26 protein-coding genes are annotated in these 21816 nt (G+C 63.5%); 12 read left to right on the top strand and 14 right to left on the bottom strand.

Going from position 1 to position 21816, the window contains the following annotated elements:
• Window positions 1–253 precede the first annotated feature (253 nt).
• Together B9A19_RS18130 and B9A19_RS18125 are read left to right on the top strand one after the other, a co-directional pair.
• Window positions 254–1234 (top strand): ribonuclease T2 family protein, encoded by a 981-nt coding sequence (locus B9A19_RS18130; RefSeq protein WP_084092573.1) that lies wholly within the window; start codon window positions 254–256, stop codon window positions 1232–1234.
• Between the two features lie 174 nt (window positions 1235–1408).
• Window positions 1409–2338, top strand: coding sequence for a GFA family protein (locus B9A19_RS18125; RefSeq protein WP_084092572.1), 930 nt, complete (start codon window positions 1409–1411; stop codon window positions 2336–2338).
• 31 nt (window positions 2339–2369) lie between these two features.
• On the opposite strand, the gene B9A19_RS18120 is transcribed toward B9A19_RS18125, so the two are convergent.
• The 8 genes from B9A19_RS18120 to B9A19_RS18085 form a co-directional block, all read right to left on the bottom strand.
• Entirely contained in the window at window positions 2370–2903 is a 534-nt protein-coding gene (locus B9A19_RS18120) for a hypothetical protein (protein WP_084092571.1), read from the bottom strand.
• A 28-nt stretch (window positions 2904–2931) separates the two neighbouring features.
• Window positions 2932–3399 (bottom strand): hypothetical protein, encoded by a 468-nt coding sequence (locus B9A19_RS18115; protein ID WP_084092570.1) that lies wholly within the window; start codon window positions 3397–3399, stop codon window positions 2932–2934.
• A 274-nt stretch (window positions 3400–3673) separates the two neighbouring features.
• Window positions 3674–4234 carry a hypothetical protein gene (locus B9A19_RS18110; RefSeq protein WP_084092569.1) on the bottom strand — a complete coding sequence of 187 codons (561 nt, stop codon included), beginning with the start codon at window positions 4232–4234 and terminating at the stop codon, window positions 3674–3676.
• Window positions 4235–4321: 87 nt separating this feature from the next.
• A complete protein-coding gene (locus B9A19_RS18105) occupies window positions 4322–5314 on the bottom strand; it encodes a lysozyme inhibitor LprI family protein (protein ID WP_176217008.1) in 993 nt (330 codons plus the stop codon).
• Between the two features lie 72 nt (window positions 5315–5386).
• Window positions 5387–5788, bottom strand: coding sequence for a hypothetical protein (locus B9A19_RS18100; RefSeq protein WP_084092567.1), 402 nt, complete (start codon window positions 5786–5788; stop codon window positions 5387–5389).
• Window positions 5789–5858: 70 nt separating this feature from the next.
• Window positions 5859–7439: a hypothetical protein gene (locus B9A19_RS18095; RefSeq protein ID WP_084092566.1), complete on the bottom strand. Its 1581-nt coding sequence runs from the start codon at window positions 7437–7439 to the stop codon at window positions 5859–5861.
• A gap of 245 nt (window positions 7440–7684) precedes the next feature.
• Window positions 7685–8314 carry a hypothetical protein gene (locus B9A19_RS18090; RefSeq protein WP_139798964.1) on the bottom strand — a complete coding sequence of 210 codons (630 nt, stop codon included), beginning with the start codon at window positions 8312–8314 and terminating at the stop codon, window positions 7685–7687.
• Between the two features lie 148 nt (window positions 8315–8462).
• The gene (locus B9A19_RS18085; protein WP_084092564.1) at window positions 8463–9263 is read right to left on the bottom strand and encodes a DUF4261 domain-containing protein; all 801 of its coding nucleotides are present in this window, start codon (window positions 9261–9263) and stop codon (window positions 8463–8465) included.
• A 112-nt stretch (window positions 9264–9375) separates the two neighbouring features.
• On the opposite strand from B9A19_RS18085, the gene B9A19_RS18080 reads away from it, so the two are divergent.
• A complete protein-coding gene (locus tag B9A19_RS18080) occupies window positions 9376–9846 on the top strand; it encodes a hypothetical protein (protein ID WP_139798963.1) in 471 nt (156 codons plus the stop codon).
• Window positions 9847–9911: 65 nt separating this feature from the next.
• Here the strand turns inward: B9A19_RS18080 and B9A19_RS18075 are convergent, their stop codons facing one another.
• Complete coding sequence (locus B9A19_RS18075) at window positions 9912–11615, bottom strand: hypothetical protein (RefSeq protein WP_139798962.1); 1704 nt, start codon at window positions 11613–11615, stop codon at window positions 9912–9914.
• Between the two features lie 440 nt (window positions 11616–12055).
• On the opposite strand from B9A19_RS18075, the gene B9A19_RS18070 reads away from it, so the two are divergent.
• The 3 genes from B9A19_RS18070 to B9A19_RS18060 all read left to right on the top strand — a co-directional run bounded on the left by B9A19_RS18070 (window position 12056) and on the right by B9A19_RS18060 (window position 14425).
• Window positions 12056–12898, top strand: a complete 843-nt coding sequence (locus B9A19_RS18070) for an SMI1/KNR4 family protein (RefSeq protein ID WP_139798961.1) — start codon at window positions 12056–12058, stop codon at window positions 12896–12898.
• Window positions 12895–13779: an SMI1/KNR4 family protein gene (locus B9A19_RS18065; RefSeq protein ID WP_084092560.1), complete on the top strand. Its 885-nt coding sequence runs from the start codon at window positions 12895–12897 to the stop codon at window positions 13777–13779. Before B9A19_RS18070 ends, B9A19_RS18065 begins: the two co-directional genes overlap by 4 nt.
• Before the next feature lie 157 nt (window positions 13780–13936).
• Window positions 13937–14425 carry a hypothetical protein gene (locus tag B9A19_RS18060; protein WP_139798960.1) on the top strand — a complete coding sequence of 163 codons (489 nt, stop codon included), beginning with the start codon at window positions 13937–13939 and terminating at the stop codon, window positions 14423–14425.
• Between the two features lie 148 nt (window positions 14426–14573).
• Here B9A19_RS18060 and B9A19_RS18055 read toward each other — a convergent pair whose 3' ends face one another.
• The 3 genes from B9A19_RS18055 to B9A19_RS18045 all read right to left on the bottom strand — a co-directional run bounded on the left by B9A19_RS18055 (window position 14574) and on the right by B9A19_RS18045 (window position 16619).
• On the bottom strand, window positions 14574–15038 hold the full coding sequence (locus B9A19_RS18055; RefSeq protein WP_084092559.1) for a hypothetical protein: 465 nt from the start codon (window positions 15036–15038) through the stop codon (window positions 14574–14576).
• A gap of 193 nt (window positions 15039–15231) precedes the next feature.
• The gene (locus tag B9A19_RS18050) at window positions 15232–16410 is read right to left on the bottom strand and encodes a hypothetical protein (RefSeq protein WP_084092558.1); all 1179 of its coding nucleotides are present in this window, start codon (window positions 16408–16410) and stop codon (window positions 15232–15234) included.
• On the bottom strand, window positions 16407–16619 hold the full coding sequence (locus tag B9A19_RS18045; RefSeq protein ID WP_139798959.1) for a hypothetical protein: 213 nt from the start codon (window positions 16617–16619) through the stop codon (window positions 16407–16409). The genes B9A19_RS18050 and B9A19_RS18045 overlap by 4 nt, the downstream gene beginning before the upstream one ends.
• A 124-nt stretch (window positions 16620–16743) precedes the next feature.
• On the opposite strand from B9A19_RS18045, the gene B9A19_RS18040 reads away from it, so the two are divergent.
• The 6 genes from B9A19_RS18040 (at window position 16744) to B9A19_RS18015 (ending at window position 20984) form a co-directional block, all read left to right on the top strand.
• Window positions 16744–17838 carry a serine hydrolase domain-containing protein gene (locus tag B9A19_RS18040; RefSeq protein ID WP_176217007.1) on the top strand — a complete coding sequence of 365 codons (1095 nt, stop codon included), beginning with the start codon at window positions 16744–16746 and terminating at the stop codon, window positions 17836–17838.
• Window positions 17839–17869: 31 nt separating this feature from the next.
• Entirely contained in the window at window positions 17870–18364 is a 495-nt protein-coding gene (locus tag B9A19_RS18035) for a T6SS amidase immunity protein Tai4 family protein (RefSeq protein WP_139798958.1), read from the top strand.
• Between the two features lie 172 nt (window positions 18365–18536).
• Entirely contained in the window at window positions 18537–19451 is a 915-nt protein-coding gene (locus tag B9A19_RS18030) for a leucine-rich repeat domain-containing protein (protein ID WP_084092554.1), read from the top strand.
• A 68-nt stretch (window positions 19452–19519) separates the two neighbouring features.
• A complete protein-coding gene (locus tag B9A19_RS18025; RefSeq protein WP_245804379.1) occupies window positions 19520–20008 on the top strand; it encodes an HIT domain-containing protein in 489 nt (162 codons plus the stop codon).
• Window positions 20009–20093: 85 nt separating this feature from the next.
• Window positions 20094–20444, top strand: coding sequence for a ribonuclease E inhibitor RraB (locus B9A19_RS18020; protein WP_084092552.1), 351 nt, complete (start codon window positions 20094–20096; stop codon window positions 20442–20444).
• A gap of 12 nt (window positions 20445–20456) precedes the next feature.
• A complete protein-coding gene (locus B9A19_RS18015; protein WP_084092551.1) occupies window positions 20457–20984 on the top strand; it encodes a hypothetical protein in 528 nt (175 codons plus the stop codon).
• Here B9A19_RS18015 and B9A19_RS18010 read toward each other — a convergent pair.
• Both B9A19_RS18010 and B9A19_RS18005 read right to left on the bottom strand, forming a co-directional pair.
• Window positions 20947–21276 (bottom strand): hypothetical protein, encoded by a 330-nt coding sequence (locus B9A19_RS18010; RefSeq protein WP_084092550.1) that lies wholly within the window; start codon window positions 21274–21276, stop codon window positions 20947–20949. The two genes, B9A19_RS18015 and B9A19_RS18010, sit on opposite strands and share 38 nt — an antisense overlap.
• Complete coding sequence (locus tag B9A19_RS18005) at window positions 21269–21811, bottom strand: DUF6985 domain-containing protein (RefSeq protein ID WP_084092549.1); 543 nt, start codon at window positions 21809–21811, stop codon at window positions 21269–21271. Before B9A19_RS18005 ends, B9A19_RS18010 begins: the two co-directional genes overlap by 8 nt.
• Window positions 21812–21816 lie beyond the last annotated feature (5 nt).

Raw genomic sequence — 21816 nt, 5'->3', positions numbered from 1 at the left:
AATAACCGGTTATTGCCTGCGTTGCGTGCCTTGTAGCTGACCTCTTTGCGGCCCAGCGCAAGCGCGAAATAAGTGTTAACAGGCCCTAATGCGGCCCACGGGGTATGCCACCCTCCCGGCGCAATGTGACGCGGATTGAAACAATTCTCAAGCATGACGAAAGCATACGGAAACATACATATGGTTTGATGGCCGCGCCTTCGGCCCGCCGGGCTGTCGTGCCTCCCATAACAAACCTGCTTTCGGAGTCCTCATGTCCAAGTTCCTGCCGTTTGCCGCGCTGCTGGCCTGTTTTGCCGCGCCCTTTGCCGCTGCCAGCGAAACCGCTACCGGTGAATTCCTTGCCGCCCAGCGCTGCGAGGCGTATCAGTCCTTCAACAAGGGCACCAACCCGGGTTCGGTGTACACCGTGCCGGGCACCAAGTACGAAATCCACGAGATCAACACCAGCGCGGCCGAGTGGTATCGCGTGTACATCGACGGCACTGCCGGCCTGCGCTGGGTATCGGCGCAGTGCGGCACGCCGCTGAGCATGGGCAACACCGATCCGAGCGGCGGCGCCACCGGCGGCACTTGCCACACTGCCGACGTGTTCGACAACTTCGTGCTGGCCAGCAGCTGGCAGCCGGGTTTCTGTGAGCACACCTCGGCCGGCCCGACCAAGCCGGAATGCCAGGCCATGAGCAATGGCTCGCTGGTGATGAAGCACCTGACCCTGCACGGCCTGTGGCCGAACAAGGCATCGTGCGGCATCGGCTATGACACCTGCAGCACCAAGGCGCTGAACCTGTCGTCGGCCACCGTCAGCTACATCGCGCCGTGGATGCCCAACTTCTATTACAGCCAGGACCTGGGCGACCACGAATGGAGCAAGCACGGCGTTTGCCAGACCAAGCTGGATGACGATGGCTACTTCCGCCAGGCAGTCGATCTGGTGAAGGCGCTGGATGCCTCGCCGATGGGCCAGTACATCGACAGCCACAGCGGCGGCAAGATCTCCAAGGCGCAGTTCTACAGCACCGTGGCCAGCTACTTTGGCACCACCAAGGCGCAGAACAACTTCCTGCTAACCTGCAGCAGCGGCTATCTGCAGGAAATCCGCGTGACGCTGCCGAAGGACATCCGCAGCACCGCCAGCATCAAGGACGCCATCAACGGCGTTTACGCTGCCAGCCGCGCCAGCGACAGCAGCGAATGTGGTGAAAGCATCAGCGTGGAAGCCAGCGGCAAGTAAGCGCCACCGGCCTGCATGACACGGGGGCGCGGCAACGCGCCCCCCCCATTTACGCACCCATACGCGCCCACTCGCAGCCATGCGCCCCGCCTGGCGGGCAAAATCACTTACCTGCAAGTTTCCACCAATCGGTGGCTGCATCAAGATGCTATTCACCCCCAACCGGAGCCAACCATGAGTGCAAAATACACCGGGCAGTGTCTGTGTGGCGAAATCCGCTATTCGGTCGATGCCGAGCCGCTGTTTGCCGGCAACTGCCACTGCAGGGACTGCCAGCGCAGCTCGGGTAGCGCCTTCATCCCCGCCATGATTTTCCCCGAGCCTGCCGTACAGATCAGCGGCAGCGCCAGATACTTTGCCACGCAATCCGACAGCGGCAACACCCACAGCCGCGGCTTCTGCCCCCACTGCGGCGCGCAGCTGTTCGCCCGCTTCAGCAACATGCCCGGCCTGCTGGGCATCAAGGCCGGCACGCTGGACGACACCACCCGCTATGCGCCGCTGCTCGACTTCCACGTCGCCAGCGCCGCAGTATGGGATGTCATGAATCCCGATGTTCCAAAGAAGCAGTTTGGCCCATCTTCGGAGTCCAAATTGACAGAGAACGAGAAGCTCGTGACCCGTGAAGAAGCGGAGGCATTAGCGCTAGGATTCTTGAAAATGTCGAAACAATTTCTTGTGGCGTCTGAGCGCGCTGGGGAAGTAAAGGTTAATGAAGGTGCTTTTGAGCATGCAACGATACCAGCCATCGTGTGCGTAGCTTTCGCAATCGAACTTGGGCTAAAGGCTATTTACATCTCAGAACAGCAGGCCAAGACGAAGGGGCATGAGCTAAAGAAACTGTTCAATAAACTCAGTTCCAAATTAAAAGATGCAATTGAGTCCACTGTCCCAGTTCCCTCCTATCCTCACTTCGATCCACCTCGAACATTTTTGGATGTTCTTAAGACACACGATAAGGCTTTCGAGAAATGGCGATACGCTTGTGAAGGCAGCGAAAACCTAACCGCAGATATCACTTTTCTGCACAAGCTTGCTGCGCGGGTACAGACAGTAGCTGCAGGGCAACTACCGAACTCGTCTTCTGGAACCAGCGAGAAATGAAGCCAGCTGGAACGCTACACGTTATTTTTTCCTAAGATAGCCCTGCGGCCCGGCGCAAGTCGGCTGCGGCATCGCCCCGCCACAGCAGGCCTGCCAGCGCACCCTGCTCGTCCAGCAGCAACTGCAGACCAACGCCAGCCGGAGCCTGCCAGTGAGGTGTGAACGGGGCAAACCAGATCAGCGCGGCATCCTGATAACTGGTCACGCCGAATTTGATCGGCTGCTGCACTGCCCGCGCCTGCACGCGCGGCGCCGGGCCATCCAGCGGCTGCAACACCAGCAAGGGCTCGTCGGCCAGTTCGGGCAGCACTTGCGAATACGGTGCGGCATGGTGCTGGCGCAGCGGGCCGCCCAGCGCCAAGGCACTCAGCCCCTCCAGTCGCCCGTCGCGCCATTGCAGGCTGAGATGGGATTGCGGACCGCCATCCAGCGTCAGCCCATAACCCGGTCCACGCTGCGGCAGGTCACGGTACAGGCAGCAGGGAAAAACCACATGGTCATCCACCTGCCAGCACGTGGCAGCAGGGTCGCCAAGGGGATGGGCGAGGCGTACGGGCCAGAGCATGCAGTCGGTCTCCTTGGCATTGTCAGGGCTACAGCCATTCCAGCCAGGCTGGATCTATCGGCGGCTCCACCCAGTCTTCCACGCACAGCGGCGTAGCGGGGAAATTCATCGGCAGGCCGGCAGCGACCAGCACGTCGGCCGCCAGCTGGCGCAGCGTTTGCCATGCCGCATGGCTGCTGACGGCCTCGGGCTGCCACAACGCCTGCCGGCCGTGCAAACCTTCTTCATCCATCCAGTCGAGCTGATCGCGCAGTGTCTGCATCAAGCCACCATATGGTAGCTCGCACTCCTCTTCCAGCATGCGATAGGTGTACAGGTAGACGAGATACATGCCGTGCAAAAAGGCATGCGCAGGCGCTCGTCCCGCCCTGCCGGCGTGCCAGTCATGGCTGCACTCGCCCAGGTGGCCCAGCTGCAGGCCGGCATCGGCCGCCAGAAACGAGAGTGTCTGCCACGCCGCCGCACTTCTCGGGTGCAGTGCATCCTGCTCTACCATGCCGTGCTCCCGAGCTGGTTTGGCGGTTTTGAATAAGCGCCGCTAACAAAACCCAGTGAAGCGGTGCTGGCAAGGCACGCGAAACGCAGACAGTACAAGGCGTACGGCAAGTGAGCGTAACGCCGCCAGCAGGGTTTTGTTAGCGGCTCTAAGCGCCGGCGTGGGCCCGCGACCAGTATTGTGATCGCATGCGGCCTGGCGCAGCCGACTGTTATGGACCTTGGCTGCACCACACACAGCCGGCCATCGGCCAAGCCGATCAATACGTTCAGGGTCAGTCTTGCGGCGGTAGCATGGTTTGGCGCGTCGCGCTGCGGCCACTGCCATTGATGCGTCTGAACGGAACGCCGCTGACGAACTGGATCAAGCCGGCTGCGGACAGGGCGATGAATGTCGCCGCGATGAATACGGCAAAGAATCCCACACGCTGGTCCTCATAGCCGACCCCGCCCACCAAGGTGGCCAGGGTCAACATCGCCACGCATTCCAGCGCGCCAAGCAGGCGCACGGCGCTGGCGGGGGGCGCACGGTCCAAGCTGGGCCTGCACAGATCACATTCGACCAACCCGAACGGCACATCAGTGAGAAAGCCGATCAGGCCGGCCACGGCCAGCGCGCCGAACGCCAGCGGCAGATCGCGCAACAGCGCCGATACCTCGCCCCGGTGGCCGACCTGCCAGACCAGTAGCCCGGTCAAACCGGCCAGCAGGGTAAAGGTGATGCACGCCAGGGCGCCGATGATGCGCAGCCTGCCGGTCGGGGCCGGGGCAAACAGCACCTCGAAGTGAGCTTGCGGCTCGGGCCACTGCTGTGCTGGTTTTTCTTTATGGTTCACACAGGTACTCCGCCACGTGCAGGATGAATGAAAAAACCGACCAGCCCGGTGGGTATGGTCAGGCCCCGGTGTCCGCGCTGTACCACGCTACCATCCCGACGCGACATCGCCCTTGGCCGCCGCCAGCGCACGGCGGAATTCAGGGGTGAGGTCATTGCCGAAGTTGCGCCAGGGGACTTCCACGCTAAAGCCGCCACGGCCCATGCCAAAGTCCATTGCATCGCCGCCAACCGACAACGCATGATCGCCAATCGTCCAGTGCACCGGGTCTGCAGCCGCCGCTTTCATCTGCTCGGTCCACTCGTTGTCTGTTTCAAACTTGGCACGAATCGCCTTGAGGAAGTGCTGACCACGGAAGATGTCACTTGCCTTGACCTGGCCTGTGCGCGACATCCAGAAATTGAAAGCGATGATTTCCCAGCCCGGATGTGCCGCACCGCGCGTGTCGTAAACAGCAGCGGTGCCGATGCTGAGTAATTCGGGCGAAGCAAAATACAAGGTGGCCTCATGTCTTACGGTAGTGAAATCGCACTCCGTATCATGCGGTTTGCAGTTACCGTGCACGTTGCCGTGATCATCCTTGATCGCAACGCGTATCTGCCGCAATGCCCATGCGTTATAGCCGGCGGTGCCGGGCAGACTGGTCAGCAGGATGGGCGGCGTGTTGCCATGGTCCAGAAACAGGAAGGAAAGCCGGTTGATTGAACGTACCGGCTGCTTGAGTGTGGCAATGCGCTCCGCCAGCGCTTCAACCAACGCGTCCTTACCCTCGGTCGTATCGCGCATCTGCAACCATGCCAGCTGCCGCTGCTTGAACAGCGCCTGATACTGCGCCGGCACCTTTGCCATGGCCTGCGTATAGGCCGTGTTCAGCTCGCCATCCAGCTGCAGCAATTTGGGATCGGCGCAGATGCGCTTTTCGCTGGCGCTGCTGGCGCGGCTGCAGTCCATGGCGTGCACAGGCAGCAGCGCCAGGCCCAGCAGCAGGCCGGCCAATGCGCGGCGCGCAGCTGCATGCCAGCCCGGTGCGGCGTGGCGCGTGCGGCGGCGCGGCAGATCAAGCGCGGGTGCTTGGTGCATTGCGTCCTTGTGCTTCATGCAGATGGCCGGAAACGGGCGGGGTCGGGTGCATGGGTTAGGGCCTGTTAACACTTATTTCACGCTTGCGTTCGGGGTAGTTCGGGATGGAGCGCAAGGCGCAGAACGCGCCGCGGTACGGGTACCGCAAGCGGTTTGCAACGCAGCGAACCGCCCGAAATACCCCGAACCCGCAGGGCTGTGGCGCTTGCGGATCAGCCCGTCGACACGGATGGCGGTGATCATCTCGAACAAGCCGCACACGGCGAGGAACCACAGGCCGATCGGAATGATGGCGATAAAGGGCGTAACCCCGAAAAACGGCGCGTATTTGTGCCGCGCCGCAATGGCCAGTGGCACGCAGATCAGCAGCTTGAACATGCCGATGATGCGCACGAAGTTGGTTACCTTGCGCTCGGCCAGCCTGGCCTGGCGCTGTGGGTCATACGGCCTGGTGGCGGGTCTGGTTTTGGTCATGGGGTCGGACTCTTGGCAAGGAGACGCGCATAGTCAGGCCGCAAGGTGTTGCGAGGCATGCGGGTGGCCATCAAGTGGAATGGTCGCCAAATAGGGCCCATATCATCATCCCGGCCGCAACCAGCAACAGCGTGATTGCAAAGGTGAGCGCCGCTATTCTGGCAAATCGGGTCTCCGCGAAGGCATTCACGGCTTGCGCCATGAGGCCCAGGCTGATGCCGGTGATCACTTCCAGCAAACCACCCAAGGCAAACCCCACCGCCGTCACGGCAAACACGACTAACCCGATCGACAGGACTGGAAGCAATGCCAGCAGCACGCAGGCACCCACGGCTAATGCAGCCAGCACCATCCCGGTAAAAAACTTGATTACCCCAACCAGGCGCACGTCTCTGGCCGACTCACGCTCGGCGCTTTCGACCAGTGGCTTGAGCAACGAGCCCATCGAAAAACCGGCATCGCCACTTTGCCGGGGCGATGCCGTTGCACCAGGCCAGCCGCCCTGCGGTGCCTGCGCCGGCGGCCAGGCTGCAGCGGCTGCAGCGGCTGCCGCGCTGCGCGGTGTGGGGGGCTGCGGGGCCGCATCTGGCGCGTTCAGCAGCCCTGCCGGCGTGGCCGTTGCGGCGTCGTCCGGGTTCGCCCAGCGCAGGCGAGTGGACTGCCACAGGTCAAAGCCGGCATACAGCGCGGCAGCGACGGCATCCAGCTGATCGGCCGGGGCGATGTCGCGGTCCACCTCCAGCCCCAGCACGGCAAAGCCCTGCGGGTGTTCGGCCAGGCGGAAGGGAAAGTACACGGTGCTGTCCAGCTGCTGGCTGCCGCCATAGCTGCGCACGCGCACCAGCAGCAGCAGACGCGGTGCGCTGCCGGCGCGGTCATGCACCGGGTAGCACAGCGCCATGCGTGGCAACTGCTTGGGGTTGCTGGCCAGTTGCTGTTCGCCATGGGCCACGGTTTCGTCCGGGTCGCCATAGCCGGCCATCGAGACGATGGTGATGGCATCGCCCTCGCCCGGCTCGCAGCGGGCCGGCAGGTGGGCGCTGGTGCCGTCGGCCAGCAGATCGAGCGCGGCAGCGGCCAGCTGGCCGGCATTGCGCAGCGCGGGCGCCCAGCCGGCCGGCAGCGTGACGGCGGGCATGCCTTGCGGGCGCTGCAGGCGGCGCGTGGCCTCGCCGGGGGCCTCGGGCCGGGTGGCCAGCTTGGCCACGTAGTCGGTGGCGCTCATGCGCTCGGGCTTGCCCAGCAGGTGGTCGCTGAGCCAGCCCAGCGGCAGAAACAGCCGCCCGCCCGTCAGGCCGAACACGCGCGAGAAGAACGCTGGCGGCGGCGTGGTTTCCAGCACCGCGCCGGCTTCGTCGTGGTGATGCCAGGTCAGCACCATGCCGTGCTGGCGCACCAGGTATTCACCGATGTAGAACGCCAGCAGCAGACAGAAGTTGAACGCCTGTGGCGTGGCTTCCATGTCCTGCAGCGTGGGGGCGACCTTGCTGCGCAGCTGGGCCAGCAGCGCATCGATGCGCTTGAGGCTGTCGGGGGTGAAATCCAGCCGGGTCTGGCGCAGCGCGGCGTCATACAGCCAGCCTTGCGGGGGCTGCACGCCACAGGTGTAGCAATCAAGGAATTCGGCGGCTTGCTGACTGAGATTGGGCACGAGTGTTACGGGGCGATGTGGCACAGGCCCAAAATCTAACACCCGACGTCATGGCTTAGACAGTGTATGTAAATTGATGTTGCCTGTGAGCTACAGCACAGCCAGCAACCGGCAGTAGTCTTGTGCACATTCGACCTGCTGCGCTCACTCGGCAGTGATCATGCGGGCCAGGTTCGACGGCACAGCCCCCGCATGCGACGTCTGCATGCGCAACGACAGGCATGCATTTCAACAATCCGTGGTGATCAGATGATGGCGACTTTGGCTTGAGCGGTAGACCCGGATACAGCAACCGTGTCTCGCTTCAGCCTTGGATTCAGCATGATGATCAGTTTTTCGTTTTTGGACATCCAGCTTTCTGCGGCCATGGCATATTGCATATGGAATCTCCTGGCACACTGATATGCGCCCTGCAGATCCTTATTTCCTGAAAAAAAAGCCGATGCTTCCGCCTCACTCCAGTCAATTCTTGGCGTAATCGAAAGCGACCTGCCATTCGTTGAGGACAAACTGATGCTAAAGCTATTCTTGTAGTCGCCTTGACGATATGAATATATCTCGTCAACCCTGAATTTCATGCCATAGAGGCCATATTTCACACAGGGGCCGCCTCGGGCAGTAACGACAGACCAGCCGTTTTCAGGCGGGGCGATTTCAAATTCAAAGCCATCGACGGTTTGCACCCATCCTCCGGCCGCGAAGCTGATACCGCAGAAAAAGAGCAAGAAACAGCATAGCCAAGCAGCTTGGTTCATCAAAACACCCCCATCAAATCGCCCGCACCTGCGTTCAGCACCGACCCTGCAAAAAGCCGCCATAGAAAAACCACTAAAACCCCGGCAACAATCTATGCCCCCGAATTGCAGACCTTCCACACCAAACATCCATACCGAGCAAATCAGGCTGCGATCAGCCCATGCATGCTTAAAAATCAGATCGATAGCATTGGCTGACCAGCTAAAGTCCGGGCACCAGATTGCGTGCCATCAAAAATGACGGCCAGTGGCATTCAGGTGTCGGCGCTTACTGCCAGAGCTTCCACCACGGTTTTTTCGACGAGGGCTGCTCGTACTGCAGCGTGATCACTTCGCCTTCCAGGCCGAAGGCCGACGGGGTGTAGGCCACGCGGATGCGTTCTTCCTCGTCGCGGCCCAGCGTGTCGCCGTCTTTCAGCACCGGGCCCTGCTTGAGCACATAGGCGGCCAGGTCGTACAGGCGCTCGCGCAGCTCGGAGGGTTTTTCCGGCACTTCCTGCGCTTCGAATTCGCGGTGGCCCAGCTTGGCCAGCCCGCAGGTGAAGCCGGCGCTGATGCGCTCGCCACTCCAGCCCACGCGGAAGTCCACCCAGATCGGCAGCGGCAGATCCTCCGGCATCATCTCGGTGGCAAATTCGATGAACAGCGGCTTGGGGGCGACCAGTGCGGCATTGGCCCAGAACACGCCCAGCGCGCCGTCGGCTTCGTCCAGCACGGCCGTGGTCAGCTGGGTGAGCAAGCTGCAGAGCGCCAGCGGCTCCAGCTCGCCAAACACGGTAACGATAAGGTGGCTGCTGTGTGCACGCAGCGCGCCTTCGGCCTCTTCCGGCGGCCACAGCGCACCGCTGGCACACGGCCCTTCCAGATCGCTCCACGGCCACGGCGCCGCCGTGCTGGACACGGCGATATTGATGCCTTCATCCCAGCTGGCGCTGATGATGCCATCCTTGACCGAGACCTCGCTCAGCGCCGGCAACTCGGGAAAACGGCGCGCCAGCGCCCGGGCCAGCGCGGCGGCATCGAGCAGGCCGCTGCCCTGGCAGAGTACGACGGACATCTGCAACGACATGGTTTACTCCGCAATGAATGGCAAAGCCGTCATCTTAGCCGAGGCGGGCTTGCCTACAAGCGCCTTTCTGCATGCTTTACAATCGCGCCACACAATCACGCCGCACAAGCCCATGAGCTACCAACTGGTCTACGACATTGCCGACAGCGGCAACCCCGCCACCGGGGCGCTGCTGCTGGGGCTGGCCGGCGCGGTCGTCCTGCTGGTGCCGCTGCTGGCCCGCCGCCAGCCGGGTGGCTGGCTGGGCACGCGCCTGTCGCTGGCGATCTGGCTGGGGCTGGGCGGCCTGCTGATGCTGGCCGCGTTCAGCACCTATCAGGCCGACGACGCCAACCACCGCATGCTGACCGAATCCAGCCACAACCTGAACGCCAGAGTGGCCAGCGGCCCGGTGCGCGATTTCCGCTACGAGCGCTCGCGCGAATCGTTTTGCGTGGACGGCCAGTGCTTCAGCTACAGCGAGGCCGACCCGGCCGACGGTTTTCACGCCACCGCCGAAATGGGCGGCCCGATCAAGCCCGGCCTGCCGGTGCGGGTGACCTATGTGGGTGAGGTGATCGTGCGGCTGGAGGTGGCGCAGTAGCGCCGGGGCCGCCACGCTGCCGGCCCCCTCCCGCCGTGGCCGCATCGCGGACTGGCGCGCCCCACTCAGCGCAACCAGCTATCACGCAGCTCGTTGGTGTCCGGCTGGTCAAAGTGGCTGTTTTTTTCCAGATAAACCGCGTTGCCCGGCATGTCGATGGTGAGATTGAAGCGCTGCATCGCCCCCAGCCCCAGCAAGGCGTCGAAATCCTTGCTGGCCAGCATGCCGTCGGCGGTGGAGAGCAAGGCGGCGCTGAGTTGCTTGAGCTTGAATTCGCCGGGGCCAAATTCGTTCATGCGCGCCAGCCGGCCATGCATGCCGCCGCCATAGCCCCACCCCATCAAGTAAACCGCCGTCGTGCGTACCTTGTACAGCAGCCGGCTGTTGTCGGTATAGGGCTCGGTGACGAACAGATTGACATCGGAACCGCTGTCCAGCAGCAGGCGCGCCGGCTTGCCCTCGATCTGGCCGTCCACCTGCGGGATATGGTTGTCGTACAGGGTGGCCGCCAGTTTGGTCTGCCCCTCAGGCGGGGTGAAGTGATCGCGGTTGTGGATGATCAACACCTTGCGCTCGAAATCCAGCGTAACCGGAAAATAGCGCAGCAGATCGCCGCCGATGCTGCCCGCACACGGCAGCGACAGCTTGGTGCGGCCGCACATCACCCTGCTGTCGACAATGGGCGCCAGCCACTGGTTGAGCTGCAGCTCGCCCTGCTCGCCCAGCTGCAGCTGATCGACCACCGAGAGGCTGCCCCGCTGCGCCGACCAGCCGCCGCCCTTGAATTCGTGCGCGCCACCTGCCTGTACCTTTACCTGCTCGGCCATGCCCTGGTCGATGATCAGGCTGCCGCCGGTATCGAACATCAGCAGGAACGGCCCCTGGCCGTTGAGCCTGGCGCGGATGAACATCTGGTTGTTCACCAGCTCGATCGGCAGTTCCACCTGTTTGGTGCCTTCGGCAAACTGCCACGGCGGGATGGCCGGCGGTGCGGCAAAAGTGCTGTACTCGGCCGGGCGGGTGCTGACCGTGGCGGTGAGCTGCAGGTCCAGCACGCCCGAGCCGAAATCCGTGCGCATGCGCGCCGGCAGCTGCACGCCGGCCACGGTCTGCCAGGCGGTGTATTCCTCGCGCAAGGTCACCTTGTTCTGCTCGTCCAGCACACGCAGGATGGCAATGCGGTGGTCGCTGCGGCGGATGGCCAGCTCGAAGGCCGACTGGCCGCTGGGGTCAAAATGCAAGGTATCGCACATCTGCTCGCCACAGCCCTCGCTACCCTGCCAGCGCACGTATTGCGAGTGTGGATCATCGCGCAACGGCGCATAGCTGCGTATCTGCCCCTGCAAGCGCGCGTGCAGGCTGGCGAGATTCGCGTCGCGCTTGGCACCGTCACCCGGCACCATCCAGAAGCTGGAGCCGTCAAAACCGCTGCGCACCGTGGCCGGCACGCCAGCAGGCTTGAGCGACTGCACAAACATCCCGCGCCGGGCATCCACCTGCAAATCAAAGCGCTCGACCGCCGTGCTCTGCTTGCCCTGCTGCAGCGTACCGCTGCCGCTGAGCGTATAGCTGCCCAGCTTCTGGAACGCCTCCACCCCGAACGCGGCCCGCGCTTGGGTCAAAATCTCGTAGGCGTGCGTCACCGCCGCATCCTCGGCCGGCGCGGCGGCCTCCGTCTCCTCACTGGCCGGAGAAACATCGGCCGCATGGGCCAGGCTGCTGCACAACGCCAGCGCACACAACAGGCGCGGCCAAAGCGGAAACGTCACGGGGTTTACCTTGAGCAAAAACTTTCATGATTGTAAGTCATCGCAACGCCACGCGGCAAATTAGGGCCTGTTAACACTTATTTCACGCTTGCGTTCGGGGTAGTTCGGGATGGAGCGCAAGGCGCAGAACGCGCCGCGGTACGGGTACCGCAAGCGGTTTGCAACGCAGCGAACCGCCCGAAATACCCCGAACCCGCAGGGCTGGGCCGCAAAGAGGCCATCTACGGCGTTACGCGCCTTGGCAATAACCGGTTATTGCCTGCGTTGCGTGCCTTGTAGCTGACCTCTTTGCGGCCCAGCGCAAGCGCGAAATAAGTGTTAACAGGCCCTAGTCCACCGCTGCAGTGCTGTTGTTTCCGCCCCCACACCGCACAGCGGGTTTGCCGCCCTTGCTTTCTTTGCGTGTAAACTTCATCCATCCACCACGCACCCCGTTGCCCATGAATGACCGTCGACGTCTGTTGTTGATCGCAGCAGCCACCACCCTGGCCTCGCTCGGCGTGGGGGCTTATGCCGTTTCGCGCCTGCGTACCGACGCCAGGCGCCAGGCATGGCAAGATGCGCGCAAGGATGCTTATCAAAAGCTGCAGGCGCAATTTCCCGCCCCGGAGACCGACGGCATGATCGCACGCGACGGGCTGGCAGCCTTTCTGCGCTTCTGGGATGCACAAATGTTGCTGCGCCTGCAGCGCGCGCCCTATACGCTGGACGGACAGCAGCGTGACATCCTGCACAGCGGCAGCGTGCTCAACCCGCCGGCCAGCGCGGGTGACATCGGCGCACTGCAAGACCGCCTGGGTGTGCGGCTGCCGCCCAGCATGCGGGCGCTGCTGGCACTCAGCAACGGCATCAAGGCAACCAGCGATTATGCCAACGAGAAGTTCGACTTTCTGCGCTGTGCGCAAATCGACTGGCTGAACCACATCGACCAGGGCCTGATCGATATCTGGAACAAGGAAGGGTTTGATGCCACCGACGCGGAATACAGCGTCTATGGCCCCAAGCAGGACTCGGTCAAGATTCGCGCCCGTTACATGAAGCACAGCATTGCCATCAGCCCGGTGGTCGATGGCGGCGTCTATCTGCTCAACCCGCAGATCACCTTTGCCGATGGCGAAATGGAAGTGTGGGATTTTTCGGTGAAACTGCCCGGAGCCAATCGCTACCAGTCGCTCTATCCCTTGCTGGAAATCCACTGCAGCAACCAGTGCACGGAGCTGGACGGGCAGCACGTCGACTACCTGCTGAAACAGCAACTTGGCCCCATCCCGCCCCGCACATGAACCCACGCCGCCGCACCCTGTTGAAAAGCGCTGCAGCGCTGCTCGCCGCCCTCGGCGCGGGTGCGTATGCGTTGCACCGCCAACAGTTGAGCGATGCACAGCAAGCCCGGCTGGACAAGGCGCGGCAACAGCAAGCGATCTGGGCTGCGCATCAGGACGAATGGAATGCCCGTGTCGCGGCCATTCAGCGCTTTTCCGTTGACGGCATGATCGCCCGCGACGGGCTGGACACCTTCATGCGCTACTGGAGTGCGCAGGTGGTGCAGCGCCTGCGCCGCCTGCGCACGCCGCTGGATGCCTTGCAGCAAGAGATCGTCCACAGTGGCAGCCTGTTCTACCCACCTGCCAGCGCAGGCGACATCGCCGCCGTGCAAGACCGCCTGCAACTGCGCCTGCCGCCCGGCATGCTGGCCCTGCTGGCGCGCAGTGATGGCATCAAGGACGTGATCGATTGCTGTAGCAGCCATGATCCGGGGAGTGAATTGACCCTGCAGCACTGTGCAAGGTTTGACTGGCTGCACCGGGTGAACAAGGAACTGGTGGACATCTGGACCAGACAGCGCGACCCGGTGCCGGACAGCGATTACAACGTTTATGGCCCGCAGCAGGCGCCAGAGCTGCTTCGCGTTGAATACCTGCAGCGCATTGTAGCCATCAGCAATGTGGTCGATGGCGGCGTCTATCTGCTGAACCCGCACATCGTCTTTCCTGATGGCGAAATGGAAGTCTGGGACTTTTCGCCCAAATACCCCGGCGCCGTTCGCTACCGCTCGCTGTATGCCTTGCTGGAAGCAGTCTGTCGCGACGATTGCCACAATCTGGAGCTGTGGGATCTGGATGCCGAGTGGCAGCAGAAATACGGCGTGGGCATGGTGCAATAGCCACCGCCCCTGTCGCAAAGCCGCCACAGCAAAATCCAACGCCAAATCAGCCACTTGGCCTGCAGCAAATCCTGCCGCCCTGCACAAGTACATGACAAGCGGGTAGTGTGGCTTGCGAAAGCTCAACGCAAGAAACAAACACCAAAGGATGCAAGACATGAAATGGATCATCACCCTGCTGCTGGCCGCAGCAGCCCACGGCGCGCTGGCCGATAGCGCGACAGACTGCAAGGCCGCTGGCGGCAGCTATATGAGCGGCGTTGTCTCCTCTGCCCCGGTATGGGTGGGCGGCAAGGAAATGCGCAATGTCGAGCTGAGCCACACCAAGCTCAACTTCACCAGCAACGCCGACGGCAAGCAGTATCAGGCCGCCATCGACAACGTGTTCGCGCAGGGCTACGACATCGCCGGCGACGCCGTGCCCGCCCCGCTCAACACCTTGCAAGTGGGCGACAACATCGAACTGTGTGGCGTGACCTACCCCGGCGGCATCCACTACGTGCACACCAACTGCGGCTGCAAACCGCAACGCGGCCAGGCCGACGGCTGGGTGCACAAAATCAACGCCGACGGCAGCGTGAGCGCCAATCTGGAAGGCAGCCAGGAATACTGCTACCTGTGGCCCTGCCGCACCGGCAACCATTGATTGCGGTCATCCCCGGCTGCAAGGCCGGGGGCTGACGGGCCATCGTACCGCCGGCCACCATCGCCGGTGCGCTATCCGGCCTGATTATTGCGTTGTATTACGCCGATGACCGCCGCACATACCAGCTGCCACGCCGGGATGCGCTGGGCTAGCAAAACACCCGCCCCATGCCCTGCAGGCCAAGCGCCACGCAGAGGAAGAACACGATATCCAGCAAGCAGGACACCACAATGCCCTGCAGGCGCCAGCGCCGTTCGGCCGGGCTGCAGCTGCGCAGCAGTTGGCGCATGCTGCGCGCGGGCGGGTCGATCAGCCAGATCATGATGCCCCATTCAAACCAGCGCACCGGCACATAGGTGAGCAGGTAGCCCAGCGGCGGGAAAAACCACGTGATGCTGGCAATCAGCCCGAACACCAGCGCCATGGGAATGCCGACCACAAAGCCGATGCCAAGGCGGATCAGCCCCAGTTTGATGGCGAGCGGGGTGCGCTGTTCGGGTGGCAGATCTGTGCGGAGCCGGGCCAGACCAACATGGCACCACCAGCTGTAGCCCAGCACCTTGGCCGCACCATAAATGGCCGTGCCGGCAATGACGTTGATCGAGCCATCCATGCGTTATCCTGTGTGCCGGTGATCGTAGGCTGCAATATAAATTTCATCTGCGCCGACCGGCGCAAGAAAGCGTAACAAAATCAATGAAATTGCAACGCCCCCGCCGTGCAGGGCCGCTCCCTGCGCAGGGCAGAAGATCAGGCCCAAGCGGCACCGTGTTGCCGCACAACACACTGCAACGGTAGTGCAGCGGCTAACGGTCACTGGCGCAAACGCGCCCTGCCTCATACCAGCCCAGCCCCAGCGCGCCCTGATATTGCGCCACGCACAGCTTGTCGCCCGGCCCGACATTGCCGATCAGCTCGCGCGGCATGGCCAGATCGTCGCCGGCTGGCTCACTGCCCCACGCGCCGAGCACCAGGCGCACATGCACGCCCCGGCTGTGCTGCAGATAGGTATTGTCCACCGTCACCGGGTAAAGCTGCGGCGTGCCACTGGCAAAGATCACGTTGGCCTGGATCAGCAATGCAGTGCAATACGGCAGCAAGCTGGCCAGCAGCAGTGCAATGCCACCGATGCGGCGCACTTCGGGCAACAGCGCGGCGGCCAGCGCAATCAACAGCAGCGTGGGCAGCAGTGCGGCGGCAGCCAGCCAGTACCAGGCCAGGCCGGGATAGGGGGTCACCAAAAGCAGGGTGCAGGCCAGCCCGCCGGACAACAGCATGGCGGGCGCCAGCTCGGCCCGGCCGCTGCCTTCCCTGCCGGCCAGCTGGAAATGCACTGGCCAGCACCGCGCCAGCAACAGCGCTACGCCGGGTAACAGCGCCAGCGGCGCGAACAGCAGCTGCTGCATTAGTACGGACGAAAACGCTGCGGCAACGCCCAGCGCGGGCAGCAGGTAGATCAGCAGGGCCACCAGCAGCGATGTATCCGTGATTGGCTTGGCGATCGGCATGCCAGACGGCAACGCAGCCAGCCATTGCTCGAATGTTGCATCGGGCTTGAATGTGATCGGAATGGTCATCAACACCTTGCCGGTGGGGGCATATAGTTCCAGCCAGCGGCCTTTACCGGTTACGTAGCGAAACCCGGCTATATCCCGGCAATCAAGCTGACGCTCGCCACGGAAGGTACGCTGGCAGATGCCCTGCGGCAGCAAGGTGACCTGCGAATAAACCGCATCGTTGCAGCAGCGCCATGCCAAAGCCAGTGCAGCCACAGCGTACAGGATCAAATAACCTGCCGAACTGGCCGGACTGGTGGCCCCGACCGGCACAATGCACAGCAGCAGTGCCCCCAATGCGACAAGCCCGCTGGCCACCGCAAGCAGCACCTGCACGACCTGCATGGCAACCGACGGCCCATAACGCCTTGGCAGCGCGGCCTGCCAGTCGGCAGCATCCTCCTGCGCCGGCCCCCAGCCGCCGCTCACGGCTGTTCGACCGGTGCACTGGCCGGCGCGCTGGCAGGGGCGCTGGCGGGGGCGTCACCGCATTGCTCCTGAATGCCGCGCTCGATGCCGGCCTTGCCGTGATAGGCGTATTTCTCGGTGTTGTGCACGCGGCGTATGCACGCCTCGCGTTCGGTTTCGGCGTGGGCACTGGCGCCCAGCGCCAGCAGCAAGAGTAACAAACTACGCATGCCGGCTCCGGCAGGATTGGGGCTTTCAGCATAGCAGCGCGCCAGTCGCGCCACACCCGCACGGCATTGTTTGAAAAGTCAGTCTGTTGCAAGCATGATGCAGCCATCGCCCCGGAGTGCCACCATGCCGCGCCTTGCCGCCCTCGCCGCCCTTGCCTGTCTGCTGGCCAGCATCACCATTCAGGCAGCCGCCCCACCCGCCGCCAGCGCGGCGGCCTCGGCACCGGCTGCGGCAGACCGGCTGCAAACCCTGCTGGAACAAACCGCACGCCAGCGCGATGTGTGTGCTGCTGCGCTGGCGGTGATCCGGCAGCGCAAGGTCGAGCGCATTCTGACCACGCCCGGCTGCAAGGGCGCGCCACCGTTGAATGGTGACAGCCTGTTCCAGGCAGCATCGCTCAGCAAGCCGCTGTTTGCCTATGGCGTGCTCAAGCTGGTGGCGCAGGGTAAACTGGCGCTGGATGCGCCGATCATGCGCTATCTGCCCGAGGGCTATGTGCGCCGCCTCAACCCCTTTGCCGCCGACGGCCCGACCGAGCGGGTGAGCGATCCGCAGCTGGCCGCCGTCACCGTGCGCATGGCGCTGTCGCACCGTAGCGGGCTGCCGCTGTGGGCGCGCGGGCCGCTGACCTTCAGCGCTGCGCCCGGCAGCGGCTGGCGTTACTCGGGCGAGGGCTATGTGCTGCTGCAACGCGCGGTGGAGCGCATCACCGGCCAGCCGCTGGATCAGTGGATGGCCGGGCAAGTGCTGCCGTCACTGGGCATGCTGCACAGCAGCTTTGTCTGGCAGCCGCAGCTGGATGCCACGCTGCAGGCCGGCCAGGCGGCCGACGGCAGCCCGCGCGGCGTGGTGCAGGCCGTGCCGCTGGCCGCCGGCACGCTGTACACCAGCGCCAGCGACTACGCCCGCTTTCTTGCCACGCTGTTGAACGACGCCGACACGCTGGCGCGCATCAGCGATGCGCCGGGGCGGGTGGACGACACCCTCGGCCTGAGCTGGGGCCAGGGCTGGGGCATAGAAAAGACCGCGCACGCCAGCTATCTGTGGCAGCCCGGCAACAACCCCGGCTACCGCGCCTTCGTCATGCTCGCCCCGGCCAGCGGTGACGGCTTCGTGCTGCTGACCAACAGCGAAAACGGCCTGCGCCTGGTCGAACCGCTAGCCAACCATATCCTGCCCGATACCCACCGCGTGTTTGATTTCTGGATGCTGCGTTGATGAACACGCCCCCTGATTGCTGGACGCCAGCATGACCGCCTTGCTGGCCCAACCCAACCCCTGCCACCGCGCCAACTGGCCGTGCGCCATTTGGTCCCGACACCACCACACTGGCAGGCCCGGGCTGTTACAGGTGATCTGCTGCGCGCTGGTGATGTTGCTGGCAATGGGCACCGCTGCAGCGGCCAAGGGCAAGGCGCAACCGGTTGAACATTACACGCAGCGCCAGCTACTGAAGAACTGGGCGCTGTCGGTTTGCCTTGGCGCAGCATGGGACAAGCGCCCGCAAGCACAAGCAGCTGCAGATGATGCCGGCATCTCGGCCAGCGGCTATTTCGAATTCAGCAACGCGCCTGATGCGGCATTTGACCAGGTGCGCCAGTTGGCCATCAAGTACGCACATCTTGAATACAGCGGATCCGTCGAGGGCGAATGGAACACGATGAAGTGCATCGACCTGTATCACAGTGCCGAGCTGGATCGGATCGTCAAGAAGCATGTGCCGCCCAGCAGTAGGGATAGATAAGCTTGATCCGGCGTAAAACCATGAAGCTGCCATTGAGTCGGCTTTCGCTTTGGAACCTGCATCCAGCCCGGTTACATTGCCTATCGCGGATGGTCGATGCGCGCATATCTGTTGCACACTTGGCCATCGTTTTTCGCACTGCGCATCAGCCTCCCCATCTGCGAGCCCCGTCATGACCAGCCCCCTGGCCCACCCCAACCCCTTCCACCGCGCCAACTGGCCGCGCGCCATCCTGCACCCGGATGACTACGACGGCAGCGACCGGCTGGTGCTGGAGTGGGACTTCGGCGCCAACAGCGACCAGGAACGCAAAGCGGTCATCAAGACGTGGTGTGCACGCCTGCCCGGGCTGACCCAGCTGCGCTGGCTGAGCGTGTGGTCACGCACCGCGCCGCCGTTGTTCGAGGCGCTGTGCGAGCTGCCGCAGCTGGAATGCCTGCAGATCAAATACAGCACGGTACAACAGCTGGGGCCGATCAGCCGGCTGCAGCGCTTGCGCTATCTGGACATCGGTACCTCCGGCAAGGTCGAAGCCATAGCGCCGCTTGCCACGCTGGCGCAGCTGCGCCACCTGAAGCTGACCGAGTTCAAGCAGATACGCGACTACACCCCGCTGGCCGAGCTGAGCGAGCTGGAATCGCTGTGGCTGGCCTGCGAGATGTACAGCGCCGACGCCCCCGGCAGCCTGCAAGCGTTTACCCGGCTGGAAAAGCTGCGCGAGCTGCTGCTCGACGTCAGCCATGTGGACAGCCTGCTGCCGCTGGCCGCCCTGCCGCAACTGGCCGAGCTGACCCTCAACAACATCCGCCCGATGGCCGACTACGCCGAGCTGGCCGCCCTGCTACCCAAGGTGCAATGCCGCTGGCTGCACCCCTACTGGCGCTATGTCGACTGGGGCAACGGCGAGCTGGGCCTGTGCAAACGCTGCCAGCAAAAAACCATGGTCATGCTCACCGGCAAGGGCAGCGGCCGCGACCTGTGCAGCCACTGCCAGGCCGACAAACTGGCGCAGCATGTGGCGAAGTTTGATGCGGTGGTGGCGGCGACGCAGGCGCGGCAGGGGGTTGGCGAGTCAACACCTCAATAACCGCGCTGCGCTTAGAACCCACAAGCTGCCGCTGTGGGTCTACATCGCGTTTTTCGATCACTTTGATTTTGACCACCCCTGACGCCATGTTCGACCTCGACCCCCACCTGATCGCCCACACCCGGCACTGGCAGCTGCGCTACCGGCGCGATGCGCGTTACCCCGGTTATCTGCTGCTGGCCGCGCGGCAGCCGGTGGCCGATCTGCATGAACTGGATGCAGCCGCACTGGCGGCACTCGGCCCGGCATTGCAAACAGCAGAGCGCTTGCTGCAGGCGGCATATGCGCCGTGCAAGGTGATGCACTACAAGCTGGGGTTCAGCAGCGGCTTTCACTGCCACTTTCACGTCGTGCCGGTGACCGAGGCGCTGCTGCACGCCATCGTCGCCCACCCGGCCTATAGCGATACACCGGATGGCAACGACGCCATCCTTTACCTCAGCCGCGCGTATTGCGAGCGCGACCTCAGCCCCGCCGAAGCCGCCGCACAGGCGGCGGAAATTACCCGCTTGCGCACGCTGGCGGTACCGTATTGCACTGCGCCATGGCAACAGTGAGCAGTACATCACTGTAACCAGCACAACAAATAACTTTACGCTATACTAACTCCTTGCCTACACAAATCATCAACAAGGAGAGGCCATGAGCCAGAACGTGGACCCGACGCGCAATGCCGATTTGTGGGCGGTCTGGCTGAAGCTGGGCCTGGACAGCAGCCAGCCGTTTGCGGTGGATTTCCGCTTTTACGCGGTCAACCAGCGCGATGCAGAACGCCTGGAGGCGCGGCTGCGCGAGCTGGGCGCGGCGGTGGAGAAAAAGTCCGAGCGCACGCTGATCATTTTCAAGGGCTGGGTGGTCAAGGCCACCCTGCACCGGCTGTGGACACTGGCCGAGCTGGACGCGCAATGCCTGAGCTATACCGCCCTCGCCACCGAGCACGAGCTGCGCTTTGAAGGCTGTGGCGCGCTGGTGCAGCCGGTAGCCGCAGTTTGAACGCAGGCCGCCATGGCTGACCCCGGCAGCGCACAGGACACCTGGCTGGCCCCCACGCCGCGCCAGCGCTGGCGCAACTGGGCCTTGCTGCTGCTGGGCGTGGCCTTGGTCACCGTGCTGGCCCTGGCCCGCCAGCCGCTACTGGCCCGGCTGGGCACGCTGCCCGTTTGCCGGCAACTGCTCTGGGCGCAGGGCTTGCTGTTGCTGCCAGTCTGCATGCCCCTGCTGTTCTCGCTCTCGCTGGCCCACAGTGCCTGGCTGATGTTCCGCCACCGCCGCTGGCCGCTGCGCGGCAACTGGCTGCTGCGCCCCACCCGGGTCAAAGGCTGGCCGGAAATCCGCTGGCAGGCATGGAAGCAAGCCAGCGGCGCCGCGCTGATGCTGCTGATCACGCCGTGGTTGTTTTATTTGCTGTTCAGCCTGCCCATGTTCGATGCCCAGCAGGTGGCAAAGCGCTGCCCGGGCAACCCGCTGGCGACAGTGGCCGGGCAAGGCACTTTACTCAGCTTGCCTGCTCAAAATCCGTCACCACTTGATTGAAGAATGCCCGCAAGCAGGCGGGGGAGCAGAAATAGGCGTCCTCCACGTCCTGGAAAATGATCAACGGGCGGCCGCTGGCGGTCACGCCGTGATCGAGCAGGCTCCAACTGGTTTGCACCTCGGCGGCCACGCTTGCGGCGCCCCCGGCTGACGCCCGTGCCGTAAAATTGAGCGTCACAAAGCGTCCGTCCAGCCCGCAGCCACACCAGCCGCAGCCCTTGGCAGGATAGAAACGGCCGTTGCGATGGGAAGGCAGCGGATAGTGCAGCGGCTCGTCCTTACGATCAGGCATTGCTTGCTGCCCTGCCGGGGTAAATCACCGCTTCCAGTGTCGGGTCGTCATAGGCATCACCGTGAGTGAGGTGGCCGTCGTAGGGGCCGATCTTCACCACCTGTTCACCATTGCGCAGCACGATCTGCAGGCCGTGCTCTCTGTCCCAGTCGCAATTGCAGGTGAGCGAAACATAGACGGCTTGATCGCCGTCATGGCGGCGCTCCACCACCGGCTCGTAGCCAAACGTAATGTGCTGCCAGACATCGGCCGGGCTGGCGATGGCCAGATAGCCCTCCTCACCCGGCTCCCAATAGCTGTGGATGTCCTGGTAGTAGCGATAGATATCCGCTTCGACCGCCTGCAGTACGGCAAACGGTGCGGCCAGCAGATTGGCGACCGCCACGTGAAAATCGGCCGGCTGCGCGTCGTCCTCATACTCCATCAGCACCAAGCTGCACTCACTGCCTTGGCACAGTGGCAGCGGCAGCGCATCGCTCACCCAGGCCTCATGGCCTTCGTCGTATTCCAGCTCGCCCAGCAGGGGGAAATCCATGGGGT

This window comes from Andreprevotia lacus DSM 23236 (assembly GCF_900176275.1).
In the GTDB taxonomy this organism is placed as follows: domain Bacteria; phylum Pseudomonadota; class Gammaproteobacteria; order Burkholderiales; family Chitinibacteraceae; genus Andreprevotia; species Andreprevotia lacus.
The sequence above is the reverse complement of the archived record's forward strand: the minus strand, read 5'-3'. Positions and strand labels throughout refer to the sequence as shown.

Coding starts and splice junctions, on each gene's coding strand:
- B9A19_RS18130 (WP_084092573.1), top strand. CDS start 254: ATGTCCAAGTTCCTGCCGTTTGCCGCGCTGCTGGCCTGTTTTGCCGCG.
- B9A19_RS18125 (WP_084092572.1), top strand. CDS start 1,409: ATGAGTGCAAAATACACCGGGCAGTGTCTGTGTGGCGAAATCCGCTAT.
- B9A19_RS18120 (WP_084092571.1), bottom strand. CDS start 2,903: ATGCTCTGGCCCGTACGCCTCGCCCATCCCCTTGGCGACCCTGCTGCC.
- B9A19_RS18115 (WP_084092570.1), bottom strand. CDS start 3,399: ATGGTAGAGCAGGATGCACTGCACCCGAGAAGTGCGGCGGCGTGGCAG.
- B9A19_RS18105 (WP_176217008.1), bottom strand. CDS start 5,314: ATGCACCAAGCACCCGCGCTTGATCTGCCGCGCCGCCGCACGCGCCAC.
- B9A19_RS18100 (WP_084092567.1), bottom strand. CDS start 5,788: ATGACCAAAACCAGACCCGCCACCAGGCCGTATGACCCACAGCGCCAG.
- B9A19_RS18085 (WP_084092564.1), bottom strand. CDS start 9,263: ATGTCGTTGCAGATGTCCGTCGTACTCTGCCAGGGCAGCGGCCTGCTC.
- B9A19_RS18080 (WP_139798963.1), top strand. CDS start 9,376: ATGAGCTACCAACTGGTCTACGACATTGCCGACAGCGGCAACCCCGCC.
- B9A19_RS18070 (WP_139798961.1), top strand. CDS start 12,056: ATGAATGACCGTCGACGTCTGTTGTTGATCGCAGCAGCCACCACCCTG.
- B9A19_RS18065 (WP_084092560.1), top strand. CDS start 12,895: ATGAACCCACGCCGCCGCACCCTGTTGAAAAGCGCTGCAGCGCTGCTC.
- B9A19_RS18060 (WP_139798960.1), top strand. CDS start 13,937: ATGAAATGGATCATCACCCTGCTGCTGGCCGCAGCAGCCCACGGCGCG.
- B9A19_RS18055 (WP_084092559.1), bottom strand. CDS start 15,038: ATGGATGGCTCGATCAACGTCATTGCCGGCACGGCCATTTATGGTGCG.
- B9A19_RS18045 (WP_139798959.1), bottom strand. CDS start 16,619: ATGCGTAGTTTGTTACTCTTGCTGCTGGCGCTGGGCGCCAGTGCCCAC.
- B9A19_RS18040 (WP_176217007.1), top strand. CDS start 16,744: ATGCCGCGCCTTGCCGCCCTCGCCGCCCTTGCCTGTCTGCTGGCCAGC.
- B9A19_RS18035 (WP_139798958.1), top strand. CDS start 17,870: ATGACCGCCTTGCTGGCCCAACCCAACCCCTGCCACCGCGCCAACTGG.
- B9A19_RS18030 (WP_084092554.1), top strand. CDS start 18,537: ATGACCAGCCCCCTGGCCCACCCCAACCCCTTCCACCGCGCCAACTGG.
- B9A19_RS18020 (WP_084092552.1), top strand. CDS start 20,094: ATGAGCCAGAACGTGGACCCGACGCGCAATGCCGATTTGTGGGCGGTC.
- B9A19_RS18015 (WP_084092551.1), top strand. CDS start 20,457: ATGGCTGACCCCGGCAGCGCACAGGACACCTGGCTGGCCCCCACGCCG.
- B9A19_RS18010 (WP_084092550.1), bottom strand. CDS start 21,276: ATGCCTGATCGTAAGGACGAGCCGCTGCACTATCCGCTGCCTTCCCAT.
- B9A19_RS18005 (WP_084092549.1), bottom strand. CDS start 21,811: ATGGATTTCCCCCTGCTGGGCGAGCTGGAATACGACGAAGGCCATGAG.